13 protein-coding genes are annotated in these 13,373 nt (G+C 68.5%); 2 read left to right on the top strand and 11 right to left on the bottom strand.

Going from position 1 to position 13,373, the window contains the following annotated elements; all coding sequences use genetic code 11:
* Positions 1-18: 18 nt before the first annotated feature.
* Complete coding sequence (locus LCL87_RS13780) at positions 19-969, top strand: hypothetical protein (protein WP_225020481.1); 951 nt, start codon at positions 19-21, stop codon at positions 967-969.
* Positions 957-1,736, top strand: coding sequence for a hypothetical protein (locus tag LCL87_RS13775; RefSeq protein WP_225020479.1), 780 nt, complete (start codon positions 957-959; stop codon positions 1,734-1,736). Before LCL87_RS13780 ends, LCL87_RS13775 begins: the two co-directional genes overlap by 13 nt.
* Positions 1,737-1,804: 68 nt before the next feature.
* Here LCL87_RS13775 and LCL87_RS13770 read toward each other — a convergent pair whose 3' ends face one another.
* The 11 genes from LCL87_RS13770 to LCL87_RS13720 all read right to left on the bottom strand — a co-directional run bounded on the left by LCL87_RS13770 (position 1,805) and on the right by LCL87_RS13720 (position 13,320).
* Positions 1,805-2,293: a WKL family lipoprotein gene (locus LCL87_RS13770; RefSeq protein WP_510850763.1), complete on the bottom strand. Its 489-nt coding sequence runs from the start codon at positions 2,291-2,293 to the stop codon at positions 1,805-1,807.
* Between the two features lie 138 nt (positions 2,294-2,431).
* Positions 2,432-3,775, bottom strand: a complete 1,344-nt coding sequence (locus tag LCL87_RS13765; RefSeq protein ID WP_225020474.1) for a DNA polymerase IV — start codon at positions 3,773-3,775, stop codon at positions 2,432-2,434.
* A gap of 65 nt (positions 3,776-3,840) precedes the next feature.
* Positions 3,841-6,996 carry an isoleucine--tRNA ligase gene (gene ileS / locus LCL87_RS13760; RefSeq protein WP_225020472.1) on the bottom strand — a complete coding sequence of 1,052 codons (3,156 nt, stop codon included), beginning with the start codon at positions 6,994-6,996 and terminating at the stop codon, positions 3,841-3,843.
* A 247-nt stretch (positions 6,997-7,243) separates the two neighbouring features.
* Positions 7,244-7,498: a hypothetical protein gene (locus tag LCL87_RS13755; RefSeq protein ID WP_225020470.1), complete on the bottom strand. Its 255-nt coding sequence runs from the start codon at positions 7,496-7,498 to the stop codon at positions 7,244-7,246.
* 43 nt (positions 7,499-7,541) lie between these two features.
* Positions 7,542-8,411, bottom strand: coding sequence for a DivIVA-like cell division protein Wag31 (wag31, locus tag LCL87_RS13750; protein WP_225020468.1), 870 nt, complete (start codon positions 8,409-8,411; stop codon positions 7,542-7,544).
* A 114-nt stretch (positions 8,412-8,525) separates the two neighbouring features.
* Complete coding sequence (locus tag LCL87_RS13745) at positions 8,526-8,828, bottom strand: YggT family protein (protein WP_225020466.1); 303 nt, start codon at positions 8,826-8,828, stop codon at positions 8,526-8,528.
* A gap of 117 nt (positions 8,829-8,945) precedes the next feature.
* Entirely contained in the window at positions 8,946-9,533 is a 588-nt protein-coding gene (locus LCL87_RS13740) for a cell division protein SepF (RefSeq protein ID WP_225020464.1), read from the bottom strand.
* A gap of 97 nt (positions 9,534-9,630) precedes the next feature.
* Positions 9,631-10,359 carry a YggS family pyridoxal phosphate-dependent enzyme gene (locus tag LCL87_RS13735; RefSeq protein WP_225020462.1) on the bottom strand — a complete coding sequence of 243 codons (729 nt, stop codon included), beginning with the start codon at positions 10,357-10,359 and terminating at the stop codon, positions 9,631-9,633.
* A gap of 22 nt (positions 10,360-10,381) precedes the next feature.
* Positions 10,382-11,122, bottom strand: a complete 741-nt coding sequence (pgeF, locus tag LCL87_RS13730) for a peptidoglycan editing factor PgeF (RefSeq protein WP_225020461.1) — start codon at positions 11,120-11,122, stop codon at positions 10,382-10,384.
* Positions 11,119-12,351, bottom strand: a complete 1,233-nt coding sequence (gene ftsZ, locus LCL87_RS13725; protein ID WP_225020459.1) for a cell division protein FtsZ — start codon at positions 12,349-12,351, stop codon at positions 11,119-11,121. Before ftsZ ends, pgeF begins: the two co-directional genes overlap by 4 nt.
* Positions 12,352-12,588: 237 nt before the next feature.
* Positions 12,589-13,320 carry a cell division protein FtsQ/DivIB gene (locus tag LCL87_RS13720; protein WP_510850773.1) on the bottom strand — a complete coding sequence of 244 codons (732 nt, stop codon included), beginning with the start codon at positions 13,318-13,320 and terminating at the stop codon, positions 12,589-12,591.
* Between the last annotated feature and the right edge of the window lie 53 nt (positions 13,321-13,373).

Genomic DNA, 13,373 nt, shown 5'->3' with positions numbered 1-13,373 from the left:
GCCGACTAACCTGTTGGCGTGCCAGTTGCGTCGAAAGTCTTCCGTTCGGGAACCGCGGTCGTCGCGGCAACCCTCTCCCTCGCCCTCCTCGCCGGGTGCGGCAACGGCGGTGAAGCCGCACCCGTCAGCCCCGACGCTGTCGGCGCCGCCTCCGACGAGGTCACCGTGCCCGTGACGGCCGCCACGGCCGAGATCGTCGACGCCGGGGCCGAACCCCGCTCGGTGGTCCAGTTCCGGCCCGCGCAGGGCACCCGCCAGGAAGCGCAACTGGTCACGACCGCGACGGTGCTGCAGCAGATCGACGAGCAGGCCGTCCAGGACGTCTCCACGCCTGCCCTCACCATGCCGCTGACGGCACTCGTCACGCAGGGCGCATCCGCCGGCACCCCGGCCACGACGATCGACCTGACACTCGGTGACCTCAGCACACCCGACGAGTCCGTCAACGAGCTCCTCGAGCCTGCCACCGGTTCGCACGCCGGGTTCACGATGAATCTGTCGGGCGCGATCACCGCCCTGCGGCTCCGCCCCGACCCCGACGCCCAGAACAAGGCCCGGGCAATGATCGAGCAGGCGTTCTATCAGGCCGTCTACCGCACCGTCGCGTTCCCCGAGCAGCCGATCGGCGTCGGCGCCGAGTGGAAGTTCCGCCAGCAGGTGATGGGCGCGATCGCTGTCGACCAGGTGACGACCGCGAAGCTGGTCGCCCGCGACGGCGACCGCCTCACCATCGACGTGCAGGTGGAACAGACGCCCACCTCCGCCGTCTTCCAACTGCCCAACGGCGCCGGCGCCCTCGACGTCGACTCCTTCGCCCTCCGTGGAGCCGGCAACGTCGTGGTCGACCTGAGCGTGCCGCTGCCGGTCGCCGGATCGATCACCACCGAGGGCAGCCAGTCGTTCAGCGACCCGTCGGACACGATGCACCTGCGTCAGACCACGAGCGAGCGGGTCGAGTGGGCAGGCTGACGCGGGCGGTCGTCGCGACCGCCGCAATCGCGCTGGCCGGCGGGCTGGTGGCGTGCGGATCGACCGACCCGGAATCCGAGTCTGCGAGCGGGAACTCGTCGACGTCCACACCTTCCGATCTCGGCCCGGTCGTGACCGCGCCCACCCAGCCTGCGGCGGGTCCGATCACAGACCCGGCCGCGCTGCGCACCGCGCTCCTCACCGCGGCCGACCTGCCCGTCGGGTTCGTCGCCCTGCCCGGCGCCGAGCGTTCGGCCGAGGACTCGGCCGACGGGTCAGCCGACGACGGCTCGGGCCCGCAGCCGACGACCAACCCCACCCGGTGCGCGAACGTGCTCGACACGATCGCCCGCCAGGCGCGCGGCGCGGTCGCCGCCGCCGAGTCGAACTTCTCCGGCCCCGGATTCACCAGCATCGACGTCGACGCCGCGAGCTTCCCGGGAACCGGTGCGGCCGAGGCGTTCTCGACCGTCCAGACGACGATGCGTCAGTGCACCGCCTACACCGGAACCGACGGAGAGGGCGTCGTGGTCGACTACCGCATCGAACCGCTCGCGACGCCCACAATCGGTGACGCCTCCACCGCGATCCGCCTCGTGACCACCAGCGACGGCTTCTCCCTGGTGTCCGACGCCGTGGTCGCGGTCGTGGACTCGACCGTCGTGCAGGTGGTCGCGACCGGACCCGAACCGGTCGACGCCGGCGTCCTGGAAGGGCTCGCCCGCGGGTCCGCCGAGCGGATCCGCGCGGCCGCGCCATCCAACTGAGACCGAAAACGCCGATGCCGGCGTCACCTTCGTGGTGACGCCGGCATCGGCGTTTCGAGAGCGAGCTACTACGCGGGGCAGGCCGGCGAGGTCAGCTGAGCCATCGTGACGAGCTGGCACGCGTACGACTTCGACATCTTCCAGACACCGTCCTCGGCGACGAAGTCGACCGTGGCCGGGTTGTTCTGGCCGTTGATGACGAGTTCGACGCCGGCGGTGACGGTGTCGTCACCGGTCGGGGTCACGTCGACGACGTTGATGGTGGCGCCGGCGTCCTTGGCGGCCTTGGCAACCTGGTTGATCAGCTCGGGATCGGCCTCGGCACCCTGGACCAGCTGCGCCTTCTGATCGACCGGAACGCTCTCGTCGAAGGCCGTGGCCAGCGCGGCGTTGAGCTCGGCCGGCGTCGGCGGTGCGAGCGTCGGCGTGGCAGCCGCGGTCGTGGTGGTCTGCTGCGCCGTGGTGCGCTCGGTGCTCCCGCTGTCGTCCGAGCAGGCCGTCATGGTCAGAGCGGCGGCGATCGCCACACCGGCGATGGTCATCTTCCGGAGCTTCAAGTGCTTGTCCTTTACATTCTCGGTCGAACACATTCGGTCGAATACGGTTCGGGCTTCGCCGGGGGCTCGGGCACAGTGACCGCCCACCCCCAGCTGTCACGCACGTTCACAGCAACAATACCGGCGGTGAGGCTGACCTCACGCCAGGCTGTCGATCACGTCCGCGACGACCAGATCACAATCGGCGTCATCGAATGTACGTGACAGCCCGCGCCCCGTGCTGCGCGTCTCGAATCGCACCGTCACCACGCCGTGGCCGGCCCCCTGCACCCAACCGTGCCCGTACTCCGGATGCGACACGTCCAGTCCCGGCCGCCAGCGCACCGTCGTGTCCGGGCCGTGGAGGGCATTCGCGTCCTCCTCGGGTTCCTCGTCCTCACCGGGTGCCGCCTGGTCGAGTTCCGGGAACAGCGACCCCTGACTCACCGCCGACAGGCCCCCGAATCCGACCCCGACGAGCCGGATCGGGCCGAGCTCGAGCGGGTCGATCACCTGCCGCTGCGCGGTCGCCGTCAGCACTTGCAGATCGGTCGTTGCGTACGGCAACGTCAGCGACCTCGTGACGATGCTCATGTCGGACTTGCGGAGCTTGAGTACGACGGTGCGCGCAGCCCGGCCGTCGCGGTCCAGCCGACGGTGTGCGGAAGCGGCGCTCGCGTCGACCGCGCGACGCAGCCCGGCCAGCGTGACGATGTCCTCGGCGAACGTGGTCTCCGCGCTCACCTGCTTGGCGTCGGCCCGCTCAGCGACCGGACGGTCGTCGATCCCGCGGGCGAGCCGGCGCAGGCTCGGTCCGATCGTCGCGCCCAGCACCGACACGACCTCGGCGTCCGGGAGAGCGGCGAGCGCGCCGATCGTGTCGATACCGAGCCGCTTGAGCTTCTCCTCCGCCACGGGCCCGACGCCCCACAGCTTCCGCACCGGCAGCGCACTCATCAACTGCTGCTGAATGTCCGGGGAGACGACGGTGATCCCGTTCGGCTTGGCGAGTCCCGAGGCGATCTTCGCCACCTGTTTGCCGGCACCGGCGCCGATCGACGCGACCAGGCCGGTCTCGGCCAGCACGAGCGCCCGCAGCTCCTCGCAGTAGCGCTCCACATCGGCCTTGCCGCACCCGGCCAGCTCGGCCGGCTCACCGAACGCCTCGTCCATCGAAAGCTGTTCCAGCACGGGCATCTTCACTCGCAGCGCGTCGAACACCCGCCCGCTCACGTGCCCGTACAGGGCGCCGCGCGGCGGCAGCACGACAGCGGCCGGGCCCACCAACCGTCTGGCCTGGTGCATCGGCATCGCCGAGTGCGCCCCGAACGCCCGGGCCTCGTAACTGGCCCCCGCGACCACTCCGCGACCCCCGAGTCCACCGACGAGGACCGGGCGGCCGCGCAGCGTGGGACGGGTCAGCTGCTCGACGGACGCGAAGAACGCATCCATGTCGAGGTGCAGGACCCACCGGCGGCTGCGGGTCGGATCGGCGGAAACCATGCCTGAAAACTACGCCGGGCGGACGACAGGAATCCCCGTCGTCCGCCCGAAGCGCTACCGATCGATCAGGCCTTGACGATCACGACGCGCACGCCCTCGCCGAGTTCGACCACGGCGTCACCGCTGACGTCGCCGATCTCGAGCGTCGTCGCGAGGATCTCCCCCGCGATCAGCTCCCGGTGCCGGGACGCCCACTCGAGACGGTCGGCCGGAACCTCCAGCGTGACCGAGATGCGGTCGGAGACATCGAGTCCCGCGTTCCGGCGGGCGTCCTGCAGCTCACGGATGCGGTCCTTGGCCCAACCTTCGGCCTCGAGCTCCTCGGTGACCTGCGAGTCGAGCACGACCAGGCCGGCACCGTCCGGCAGGGCCGCCGTCGACTCGGGCTCGGCGGCGACGAGACGCTGGGTGTACTCGGACGGCAGCAGGTCGATGCCCGCCGCGCTCACCACGCCGTCGGTCTCGGTCCAGTCGCCGGCCTTGACCGCCTTGATGACCGTCTGCACGTTCTTGCCCAGACGCGGGCCCGCGGCACGCGCATTGACGACCAGCTCGAAGCGGCCGTGCACGTCGACGTCCTCGGTGAGGTCGACCTTCTTGACGTTGACCTCGTCGGCGATCAGGCCCAGGTACGGGCGCATCTTCTCGGCGTCCGGCGCCGCGACCGTGACCTCGGGCAGCGGCAGGCGCACGCGCAAGTTCTGCGCCTTGCGCAGGCCGAGCACCGTCGAGCACACGCTGCGGACGTCGTCCATCGCGGCGACGAGTTCGGCGTCGGCCGGCAGCTCGGCCTCGGACGGCCAGTCGGTCAGGTGCACCGACCGACCACCGGTCAGGCCACGCCAGATCACCTCGGACGCCATCGGCAGCAGCGGCGCCGCCAGACGGCTGACCACCTCGAGCACCGTGTGCAGCGTGTCGATCGCGTCGCGGTCCTCGTCCCAGAACCGGCTGCGCGAGCGGCGCACGTACCAGTTGGTGAGCGCGTCGCAGAACGTGCGCAGCTCGTCGCACGCCCCCGCGATGTCGGTGACCTCGAGCGCCTCGGTGATCGCGTTCCGGGTCGCCGCGAGCTTCGCGAGGATGTACTTGTCGAGCACGTTCGGCGAATCGGTCCGCCACTGGCCGGGCTTCGACGCGTACAGCTGCAGGAAGCTCCACGCGTTCCACAGCGGTAGCAGCGCCTGGCGCACGCCCTCACGGATGCCCTGTTCGGTGACGATCAGGTTGCCGCCGCGCAGGATCGGCGACGACATGAGGAACCACCGCATGGCGTCCGAGCCGTCGCGGTCGAACACCTCCTTGACATCCGGGTAGTTGCCCTTGGACTTGCTCATCTTGAGGCCGTCGTCGCCGAGGACGATGCCATGCGCCGCAACGCATTTGAACGCCGGACGGTCGAACAGCGCGGTCGCCAGCACGTGCAGCGTGTAGAACCAGCCGCGGGTCTGGCCGTTGTACTCGACGATGAAGTCGCCCGGGTAGTGCGAGTCGAACCAGTCGCGATTCTCGAAGGGGTAGTGCACCTGCGCGTACGGCATCGAGCCCGACTCGAACCAGCAGTCGAGCACCTCGGGGACACGGCGCATCATAGACTTGCCGGTCGGGTCGTCCGGGTTGGGGCGAACCAACTCGTCGATCATCGGACGGTGCAGATCCGTGGGACGCACCCCGAAGTCCGCCTCGAGCTGGTCCAGCGAGCCGTAGACGTCCACGCGCGGGTACGACGGATCGTCCGACACCCACACCGGGATCGGGCTGCCCCAGTAGCGGTTACGGCTGATGTTCCAGTCGCGGGCACCCTCGAGCCACTTGCCGAACTGGCCGTCCTTGATGTGCTCGGGCACCCAGGTGATCTCCTGGTTGAGCTCGACCATGCGGTCGCGGAACTTCGTGACCGCGACGAACCACGACGGCACCGCCATGTAGATCAGCGGCTGGCCCGAGCGCCAGCTGTGCGGGTACGAGTGCTCGATCGTCTCGTGCCGCAACAGCTTTCCGGCGGCCTTGAGGTCCTTGATGATGACCGGGTTCGCGTCGAAAACCTGCAGGCCCTCGTACGGCGGGACCATCGACGTGAACTTGCCGCCCGGATCCAGCGGCTGCACGATCTCGATGCCGTTAGCCGTCGCGACGTCCATGTCCTCCTCACCGAAGGCCGGTGCGAGGTGGACGATTCCGGTACCGGAATCGGTGGTGACGTAGTCGGCCGACAGCACCCGGTGCGCGTTCTCGTGGCCCTTGCCCGGGCCGTGGAAGAAGTCGAACGGCGGCACGTAGGACAGGCCGACGAGATCGGAGCCCTTGTACTCGCCGAGCACCTCGGGCGCCTCGCCCAGCTCACGCGCGTAGTGCCCGACCCGAGCCGCGGCGAGCAGGTAGGTCTTGCCGTCGGCGCCGGCGACGTGCACATAGTCGACGTCCGGGTGGACGGCGACCGCGAGGTTGGACGGCAGCGTCCACGGCGTCGTGGTCCAGATCAGGGCGTTCGCGCCGTCGAGGGCGCTACCCGGAGCAGCGATCACCATGTCGACCGTGACCGCCGGGTCCTGACGCATCTTGTAGGCGTCGTCGAGGCGGGTCTCCTGGTTCGACAGCGGCGTCTGCTCGTACCAGCTGTACGGCAGCACGCGGAAGCCCTGGTAGATCAGGCCCTTGTCGTGAAGCTCCTTGAAGGCCCACATCACGGACTCCATGAAGTCCAGATCCAGGGTCTTGTAGTCGTTGTCGAAATCGACCCAGCGGGCCTGACGGGTGACGTAGTCGCGCCACTCGTCGGTGTAGCGCAGGACCGACTGCTTGCAGTAGGCGTTGAACTCGGCGAGACCCATCGCGTCGATCTGCGACTTGTCCTTGATCCCGAGCTGCTTCTCCGCCTCGAGTTCGGCGGGCAGGCCGTGGCAGTCCCAGCCGAATCGGCGGTCGACCTTCTTGCCGCGCATCGTCTGGAATCGCGGAACCACGTCCTTGACGTAGCCGGTGAGCAGATGGCCGTAGTGCGGCAGGCCGTTGGCGAACGGCGGGCCGTCGTAGAACACGAAATCCTCGGCACCGTCGCGATTCTCGATGCTGGCGCGGAAGGTGTCGTCCGCCTCCCAGGCCGCGAGCACCTTCTGCTCGAGATCCGGGAAGGAGACGGAACCGGTGGCGCGTCCGCCGACGATGTCGACGCGCGGATACCCGTCGTTCGTCTGGGGAGAGGTGGATTCGTTACTGGTCACCGCTTGACTCCTCGTGCCCTACTACCGGCACGGGGACGACGACGGCGCCCTGTGCGCCGTGACCGCGGTACCACCCCGCTTGCCCGCCACGCGCACGCGGCGGACCTCTCGATCCGAGGCTGTGACGGGCCCACCCGTTCGGTTCTAGTGAGCCGAGACCCGGAGGTGCACGAGGCACACCGAGCATCGGCCGTTCTTCCGAAGGCTCCCCGGTGATGGCCGGATCGACGCCGAATGTTCGTTCAGTCTAACCCTGTGTCGAATCGCTCCCGGAATCGCCGTGGTCCGGCAGACCATCCGGCCCGGCCGCATCGGGCGGATTCGCCGGACCGGCCTCGCCGGGCACCGCCTTCCTGCTCGCCAGCGCACTGACGAGCAGGAGGACGGCGCCTGCTACACAGACCAGAATGCAACCCCACGCCCAGATGACGGAACCCGTCATCAGGGCGATCACCAGCAGCGCGAACCCGGCCGCGGCGAGGACCAACGTCATGACCAGCACGATTCACCCTCTACTCGGGAGCCGGCCGGGCATCGGCTCGGGGTCAGTTGCTTCCCTTGGCGTACGACTGGGTGAAGCCCGCCTGCGCACCGGGACCGAACGTGTCCTGGCCGCCGTCGACCGGCACGGCCGAACCGCGCTGCTCGAGCTCCTCGAGCTGCGACTCCAGGTAGGACTTGAGACGCACCCGGTACTCGCGCTCGAACGTCTTCAGCTGCTCGATGCGGCCCTCGAGGACCGACCGCTGCTGGTTGATCGTCGCCATGATCTCGGTGTGCTTCTTCTCGGCATCCGCCTGCAGCGCGTCGGCCTTCTCCTTGGCCTGACGCAGCTGGGTCTCCGAACGCGTCTGCGCGTCCGACAGCAGGGACTCGGACTTCTGCTTGGCATCCGCGACCATCGTCTCGGACTTCTGCTTCGCGTCCGAGACCAACGTCTCCGACTTGGTGCGCGCGTCGGTCACCAGTCGCTCGGAGTTGGTGCGCGCATCGCTGAGAAGCTGCTCGGCCTCGGTCTTGGCGTCGCCGGTGAGGCGGTCGGCCATCTCCTGAGCAAGACCCAGCACCTTCGCGGCCTGCATGTTGGCGTCCTCACGCGGCGCGGCGGCAGGGGCCGGCGCGGGAGCGGGCGCGGGCGCGGGCTTCGGCGGCTCGACGACGCGAACCGGCTCGGGCTCCGGCGCCGGTGCAGGCGCGGCGGCGGCCGCGGGACGCGGAGCCTTCTTCGCCTCGGCCAGCTCCTGGTCGAGCTCGCCGACTCGCTGACGGAGATCTGCGTTCTCCTCGATGAGGCGCGACAGCTCCTGCTCGACGAGGTCGAGGAAGGCGTCTACCTCGTCCTCGTTGTAGCCACGCTTCCCGATCGGAGGCTTACTGAACGCGACGTTGTGCACATCAGCTGGAGTCAGCGGCATGGAAGGATCCCTTCACGCATCTTTTGGCGGTCTAGCACGCATTCGGTTCTAGCGCGTTGCGCGTACTCGTTAACCATTTCGTTACCAGTCACACTGTAACTGCGGGCCATTCTGTCACACGAAACCTGCCGGTGAAGCCAGTCCTGCGACCACCTGCATGAGGATGAAGAGCAGGAACAGCAGCACCATGATCGAGAGATCGAGCCGGACCCCACCGAGCGAGATCGGCGGAATCAGTCGGCGCAGAAGTTTCACCGGCGGGTCCGTGATCGTGAAGATCGTCTCGAGGACGACGACGACGAAACCCGACGGCCGCCAGTCGCGAGCGAAGACTCTGATGAACTCGACGATGATCCGCCCGATGAGCAACAACCAGAAGATGAACAGGATCACGTAGATCACCGAGAACACGGCCACACCTTCACTCTGCCTGACAGGAACCAGTCGATCAAAACCATTCGGGAAGCCGAGTCGCGCGTCACAGTCACGCGCGGCAGCCTGCCGGGTCACATGATCCGGCCGACCGCGCCCGGGTCACTTCTGGTTGTAGAAGCCGGTCTCTGCGATCCGGCGGCGCTCCTCCGCCGAAACGTCGATGTCGGCGGGCGAGAGCAGGAACACCTTGGTGGCCACCTTGTCGAAGGATCCACGCAGTGCGAACGCGAGGCCGGCGGCGAAATCGACCAGACGCTTGGCGTCGGCGTTGCTCATCTCGACCAGGTCCATGATCACCGGGGTGCCGTCACGGAAACGCTCACCGATCGTGCGCGCCTCGCCGTAGTCGCGGGGCCGAAGCGTCGTGATCTTGGACAGCGGGCCGCTCTCCTCGAGGGCGGAGCGGCGGCTCTCGACCCTGTCGAGTCGCGAGTCCACGGCAAGCGAACCCCGGGTCGGACGCGGGGCGCCGCCACGCGGGGCGATCGACTCGACACGCTGATGGGACGGACGGGGTGCGGGCTCGTAGCGATCGAAATCGCTGTCGACGTCGTCTCGACGTGCCGATGCGTAACCCGGTTCCGCGTATTCGCGTCGACCCTGACCGGGCTCGTCGATGTAGTCGTCCTCGAAGTCCTCGAGGGGAACCATGCCGAAGTAAGCCTTGAACTTGTGCAGGCTGCTCATTGATCGACCTTCCTGGGCGCGGCGGACTGGTACTGGCTAATCCTGCGGTCGACCGCAGAGATCCGGGTGTGGCTGATGTTCCATATGTGACTGGTGATCATTTCGAGACTATCGGTCGAGACCCGAGCAGCGCAGTTCCGACACGCACGCACGTCGAACCGTGGCGCACCGCGGACTCCAGATCCCCGGTCATTCCGGCGGACAGGGTCCCCGCGCCCGGATGCACCCGCATCAGGTCGGCGTGTACCTCGTGCAGCTGCGCGAACGCCGCGTCGGGATCCGCCCCCAGCGGCGGCACCGCCATCAAGCCGGCCAGTTCGAGACCGGGCGCGGACGCTACCCGATCCGCCAGGGCTTCGAGGTCCGCGACGGAGACCCCGCCTCGGGTCGGGTCGCCGTCCAGGCTCACCTGGATCAGGACCTCGACCGGGCCCGAACGCTCCCCCGCGTCCAGCGCGGCACCGACGGCACCCGACAGCGCCTCCGCGAGTCGGTCACTGTCGAGAGAATGGACCGTGTCGGCCCAGCGCACCACGGACTTCACCTTGTTCCGCTGCAGCCGCCCGATCATGTGCCAGTGCACGGGTTCGGCGACGCCCGGGTCCGCGGAGAAGTCGGCGACCTTCGTGCTCGCCTCCGGCTCGCGGGACTCCCCGAACGCCCGACACCCGAGGTCGTAGAGAATCCGAACATCCGATGCCGGAAAGAACTTCGTCACGGGCAACAGGGTGACCTCGGACGGATCCCGACCGGCGTCACGACAGGCTGCATCCAACCTGGCGCGCACGCGCGTCAGGGCCGACGCGACTTCCTCGTGCCTACCCATCCCGACAGTCAACTCTCCTCCGTCACTCGGGCCCGGACGGATCCATCCAGATCACGGCGGCCAGTCGGCCGGTCGGTGCGCCCCGGCGGTGGCTGAACAGAGTCGGATCCTCGATCGTGCAGCGCGGGTCCTCCGCGACGCCCGAGATACCCGCGGCGAGCAGCTGACGGCGCAGCCCCGCACGTAGATCGAGCCCGGGAGTGCCCTTCGCCGTCCGCGTCGCACTGCCCGGGAGGAACTTCTCCACGTCGGCCTGCATCGCGGCGGGCACCTCGTACTGACGCCCGCTGGCCGCGGGCCCGAGGAAGGCGCCGATCCGCTCGGGACGCGCGCCCTGCTCGATCATCGCGCCGATCACCTTGGGGACGATCCCGATGCGGGCACCGATGCGTCCGGCGTGCACCGCCGCGATCACGCCCGCTTCGTCGTCCGACAGCAGGATCGGGACACAATCGGCGCTCAGCGTGACCAACGCCAGGCCGGGCACCTTCGTCACGAGCGCATCCGTCGCCGGTACGGGGCCGTCGACAGGACCGTCGACGACGGTCACGTTCCGACTGTGAATCTGTTCCATCCAGACCAGGCGCTCGAACGGCAGCCCGATCCCGTCCGCCAGTCGACGGCGATTGGCCTCGACCGCCGCCGGATCGTCACCGACGTGGTCACCGAGATTGAACGAATCGTAGGGCGCCGCGGATACCCCGCCGGATCGACTCGTGACGACCCGACGGACCCGCACACCCGTCACAGCTGCCCCGCTCAACGGCGCATGAAGGAAGGCACGTCGACGTCGTCGTCCTCGCCGTCCTCGTTGCCGACCGGCACTGCACGCGACCCGGTGGAGCCGAGCGGCGGGAGGCTCGAACCGGTGGGCGCGCCGACCGGTTCACGCGGAGCCGCAGGTGCAACCGGTGCCGCAGGAGCGGCCGGAGCCGGCTCGGCGGGCGCGGCGGCACGCTCGGACTGTCCGACCTCACCGGCACGACCGGCGCCGATGTTGCCGCGGCCGATCGCGGACTGGACCTCGAGCGGACGCTTCACCGGAGCACCACCGTCGAAGCCCGCGGCGATGACGGTGACCCGCACCTCGTCGCCGAGCGAATCGTCGATGACCGTTCCGAAGATGATGTTGGCGTCGATGTGTGCGGCTTCCTGAACCAGCGAGGCTGCCTCGTTGATCTCGAACAGGCCGAGATCCGAGCCGCCCGCGATCGACAGCAGCACGCCCCGCGCACCCTCCATCGACGCCTCGAGCAGCGGCGAGTTGATCGCCGTCTCCGCGGCCTTGATCGACCGGCCCTCACCGCGTGACGAGCCGATGCCCATCAGCGCGCTACCGGCGCCGGACATGACGCTCTTGACGTCCGCGAAGTCGACATTGATCAGACCCGGCGTGGTGATCAGGTCGGTGATGCCCTGGACACCGTTGAGGAGCACCTCGTCGGCGCTGCGGAACGCATCCATCAGGCTGACGGCGGCGTCGCCGAGCTGAAGCAGGCGGTCGTTCGGGATGACGATCAGGGTGTCGCACGACTCACGCAGCGCGGAGATGCCGGACTCGGCCTGACCGCCGCGACGCTTGCCCTCGAACGAGAAGGGCCGCGTCACGACACCGATCGTGAGAGCGCCGAGCTTGCGCGCGATGCTCGCGACGACGGGCGCGCCACCGGTTCCGGTGCCGCCACCCTCACCGGCGGTGACGAAGACCATGTCGGCGCCCTTGAGGACCTCTTCGATCTCGTCCTTGTGGTCCTCCGCGGCCTTGCGACCGACCTCGGGATCGGCGCCGGCGCCGAGGCCGCGGGTGAGTTCGCGTCCGACGTCGAGCTTGACGTCGGCATCACTCATGAGCAGCGCCTGCGCGTCGGTGTTGACCGCGATGAACTCGACTCCCTTGAGTCCCTGCTCGATCATGCGGTTGACCGCGTTGACGCCGCCGCCGCCGATACCGACGACCTTGATTACGGCGAGGTAGTTGTGCGGGGGCGTCATGGGCTCTCGCCTTCCGTGAGTGGATTCGCGCTCGTGCAACGGGATGAGTTTCGGAAAACCCTCAACCTCAACCACAGGGTCAAGGTTATGTCAAGTACTCCAGTTGAGCGAAACGCTATGCAGTGCCATAGCGATCCGCCAGCAGGCGCGCCGACACGCGCCAAGTTTTTGCGGGACATGTTTGCGGGACATGGTTGCCCCTGACCCGGATCGCGGTGTGCGCCCCAGGATCGCCCATCACTTTACTGTGGGCAACTCGGGACTCGACACATCGAAGATCCGGCCGGGCTGCGTCAGCAGCACGGACACCACCGCCGACTTCCTCTCGGAGCCTTCGGCACTGCCCCACACCACGACACGACCATCCACAAGAGTAGCCGAGACACTCGAAATCGTCGGCGCGGCAACCTCGGAGACCTGGAATCGCACCGACTCCGGCAACGCCTCGAGCACCTCGAGGGCGGCCTGCGTCGCATGGTCGTCACGACCCGGCGTCGGTGTCACCAGGCGCACCACACCGAACGGCGGTGGCTCGATCGCGAAGTCCACCCCGGTGTCGTCCATCAGGTGGGTACCTTCCGGGGAATCGAAGAACACCACGGGAATCCGCTCGGTCACCGAAACCACGACGGTCGACGGATACTCCCGGCGCACCCGCGCCTCTGCCACCCGCGGTATGCCCGCGACCCGCTGCGCGGCCGCAGCCGTGTCGACCCGTAGCAACGGTCGGCCCTCCTGGATTCCGGCCTGCGCCAGCACTTCCTCGGAGGAGAGCACGCCGTCACCGACGAACTCGACGGTCCGCACAGACATCAGTGGGCTGAACCACAGCGTCGCCGTCAGCGCGACGATCAGCACAGCCACCGTTCCGCCGATCAGGAAAACCTTGCGGCGCAACGACCTGGCACGCGCCCGATCGGTGGATCCCCGGCCGGCGCGGTCCGACGACTCCGGTGAATCGACCAGCACCGACGAGTCCGACTCGATCTGCTCGCCCGGACGGGTACGGACACGACGGTCCC

The organism is Prescottella equi (assembly GCF_020171745.1).
Classification (GTDB): Bacteria; Actinomycetota; Actinomycetes; order Mycobacteriales; family Mycobacteriaceae; genus Prescottella; species Prescottella equi_A.
The sequence above is the reverse complement of the archived record's forward strand: the minus strand, read 5'-3'. Positions and strand labels throughout refer to the sequence as shown.

Coding starts and splice junctions, on each gene's coding strand:
- LCL87_RS13765 (WP_225020474.1), bottom strand. CDS start 3,775: ATGGTTTCCGCCGATCCGACCCGCAGCCGCCGGTGGGTCCTGCACCTC.
- wag31 (WP_225020468.1), bottom strand. CDS start 8,411: ATGCCGCTGACTCCAGCTGATGTGCACAACGTCGCGTTCAGTAAGCCT.
- LCL87_RS13740 (WP_225020464.1), bottom strand. CDS start 9,533: ATGAGCAGCCTGCACAAGTTCAAGGCTTACTTCGGCATGGTTCCCCTC.
- LCL87_RS13735 (WP_225020462.1), bottom strand. CDS start 10,359: ATGGGTAGGCACGAGGAAGTCGCGTCGGCCCTGACGCGCGTGCGCGCC.
- ftsZ (WP_225020459.1), bottom strand. CDS start 12,351: ATGACGCCCCCGCACAACTACCTCGCCGTAATCAAGGTCGTCGGTATC.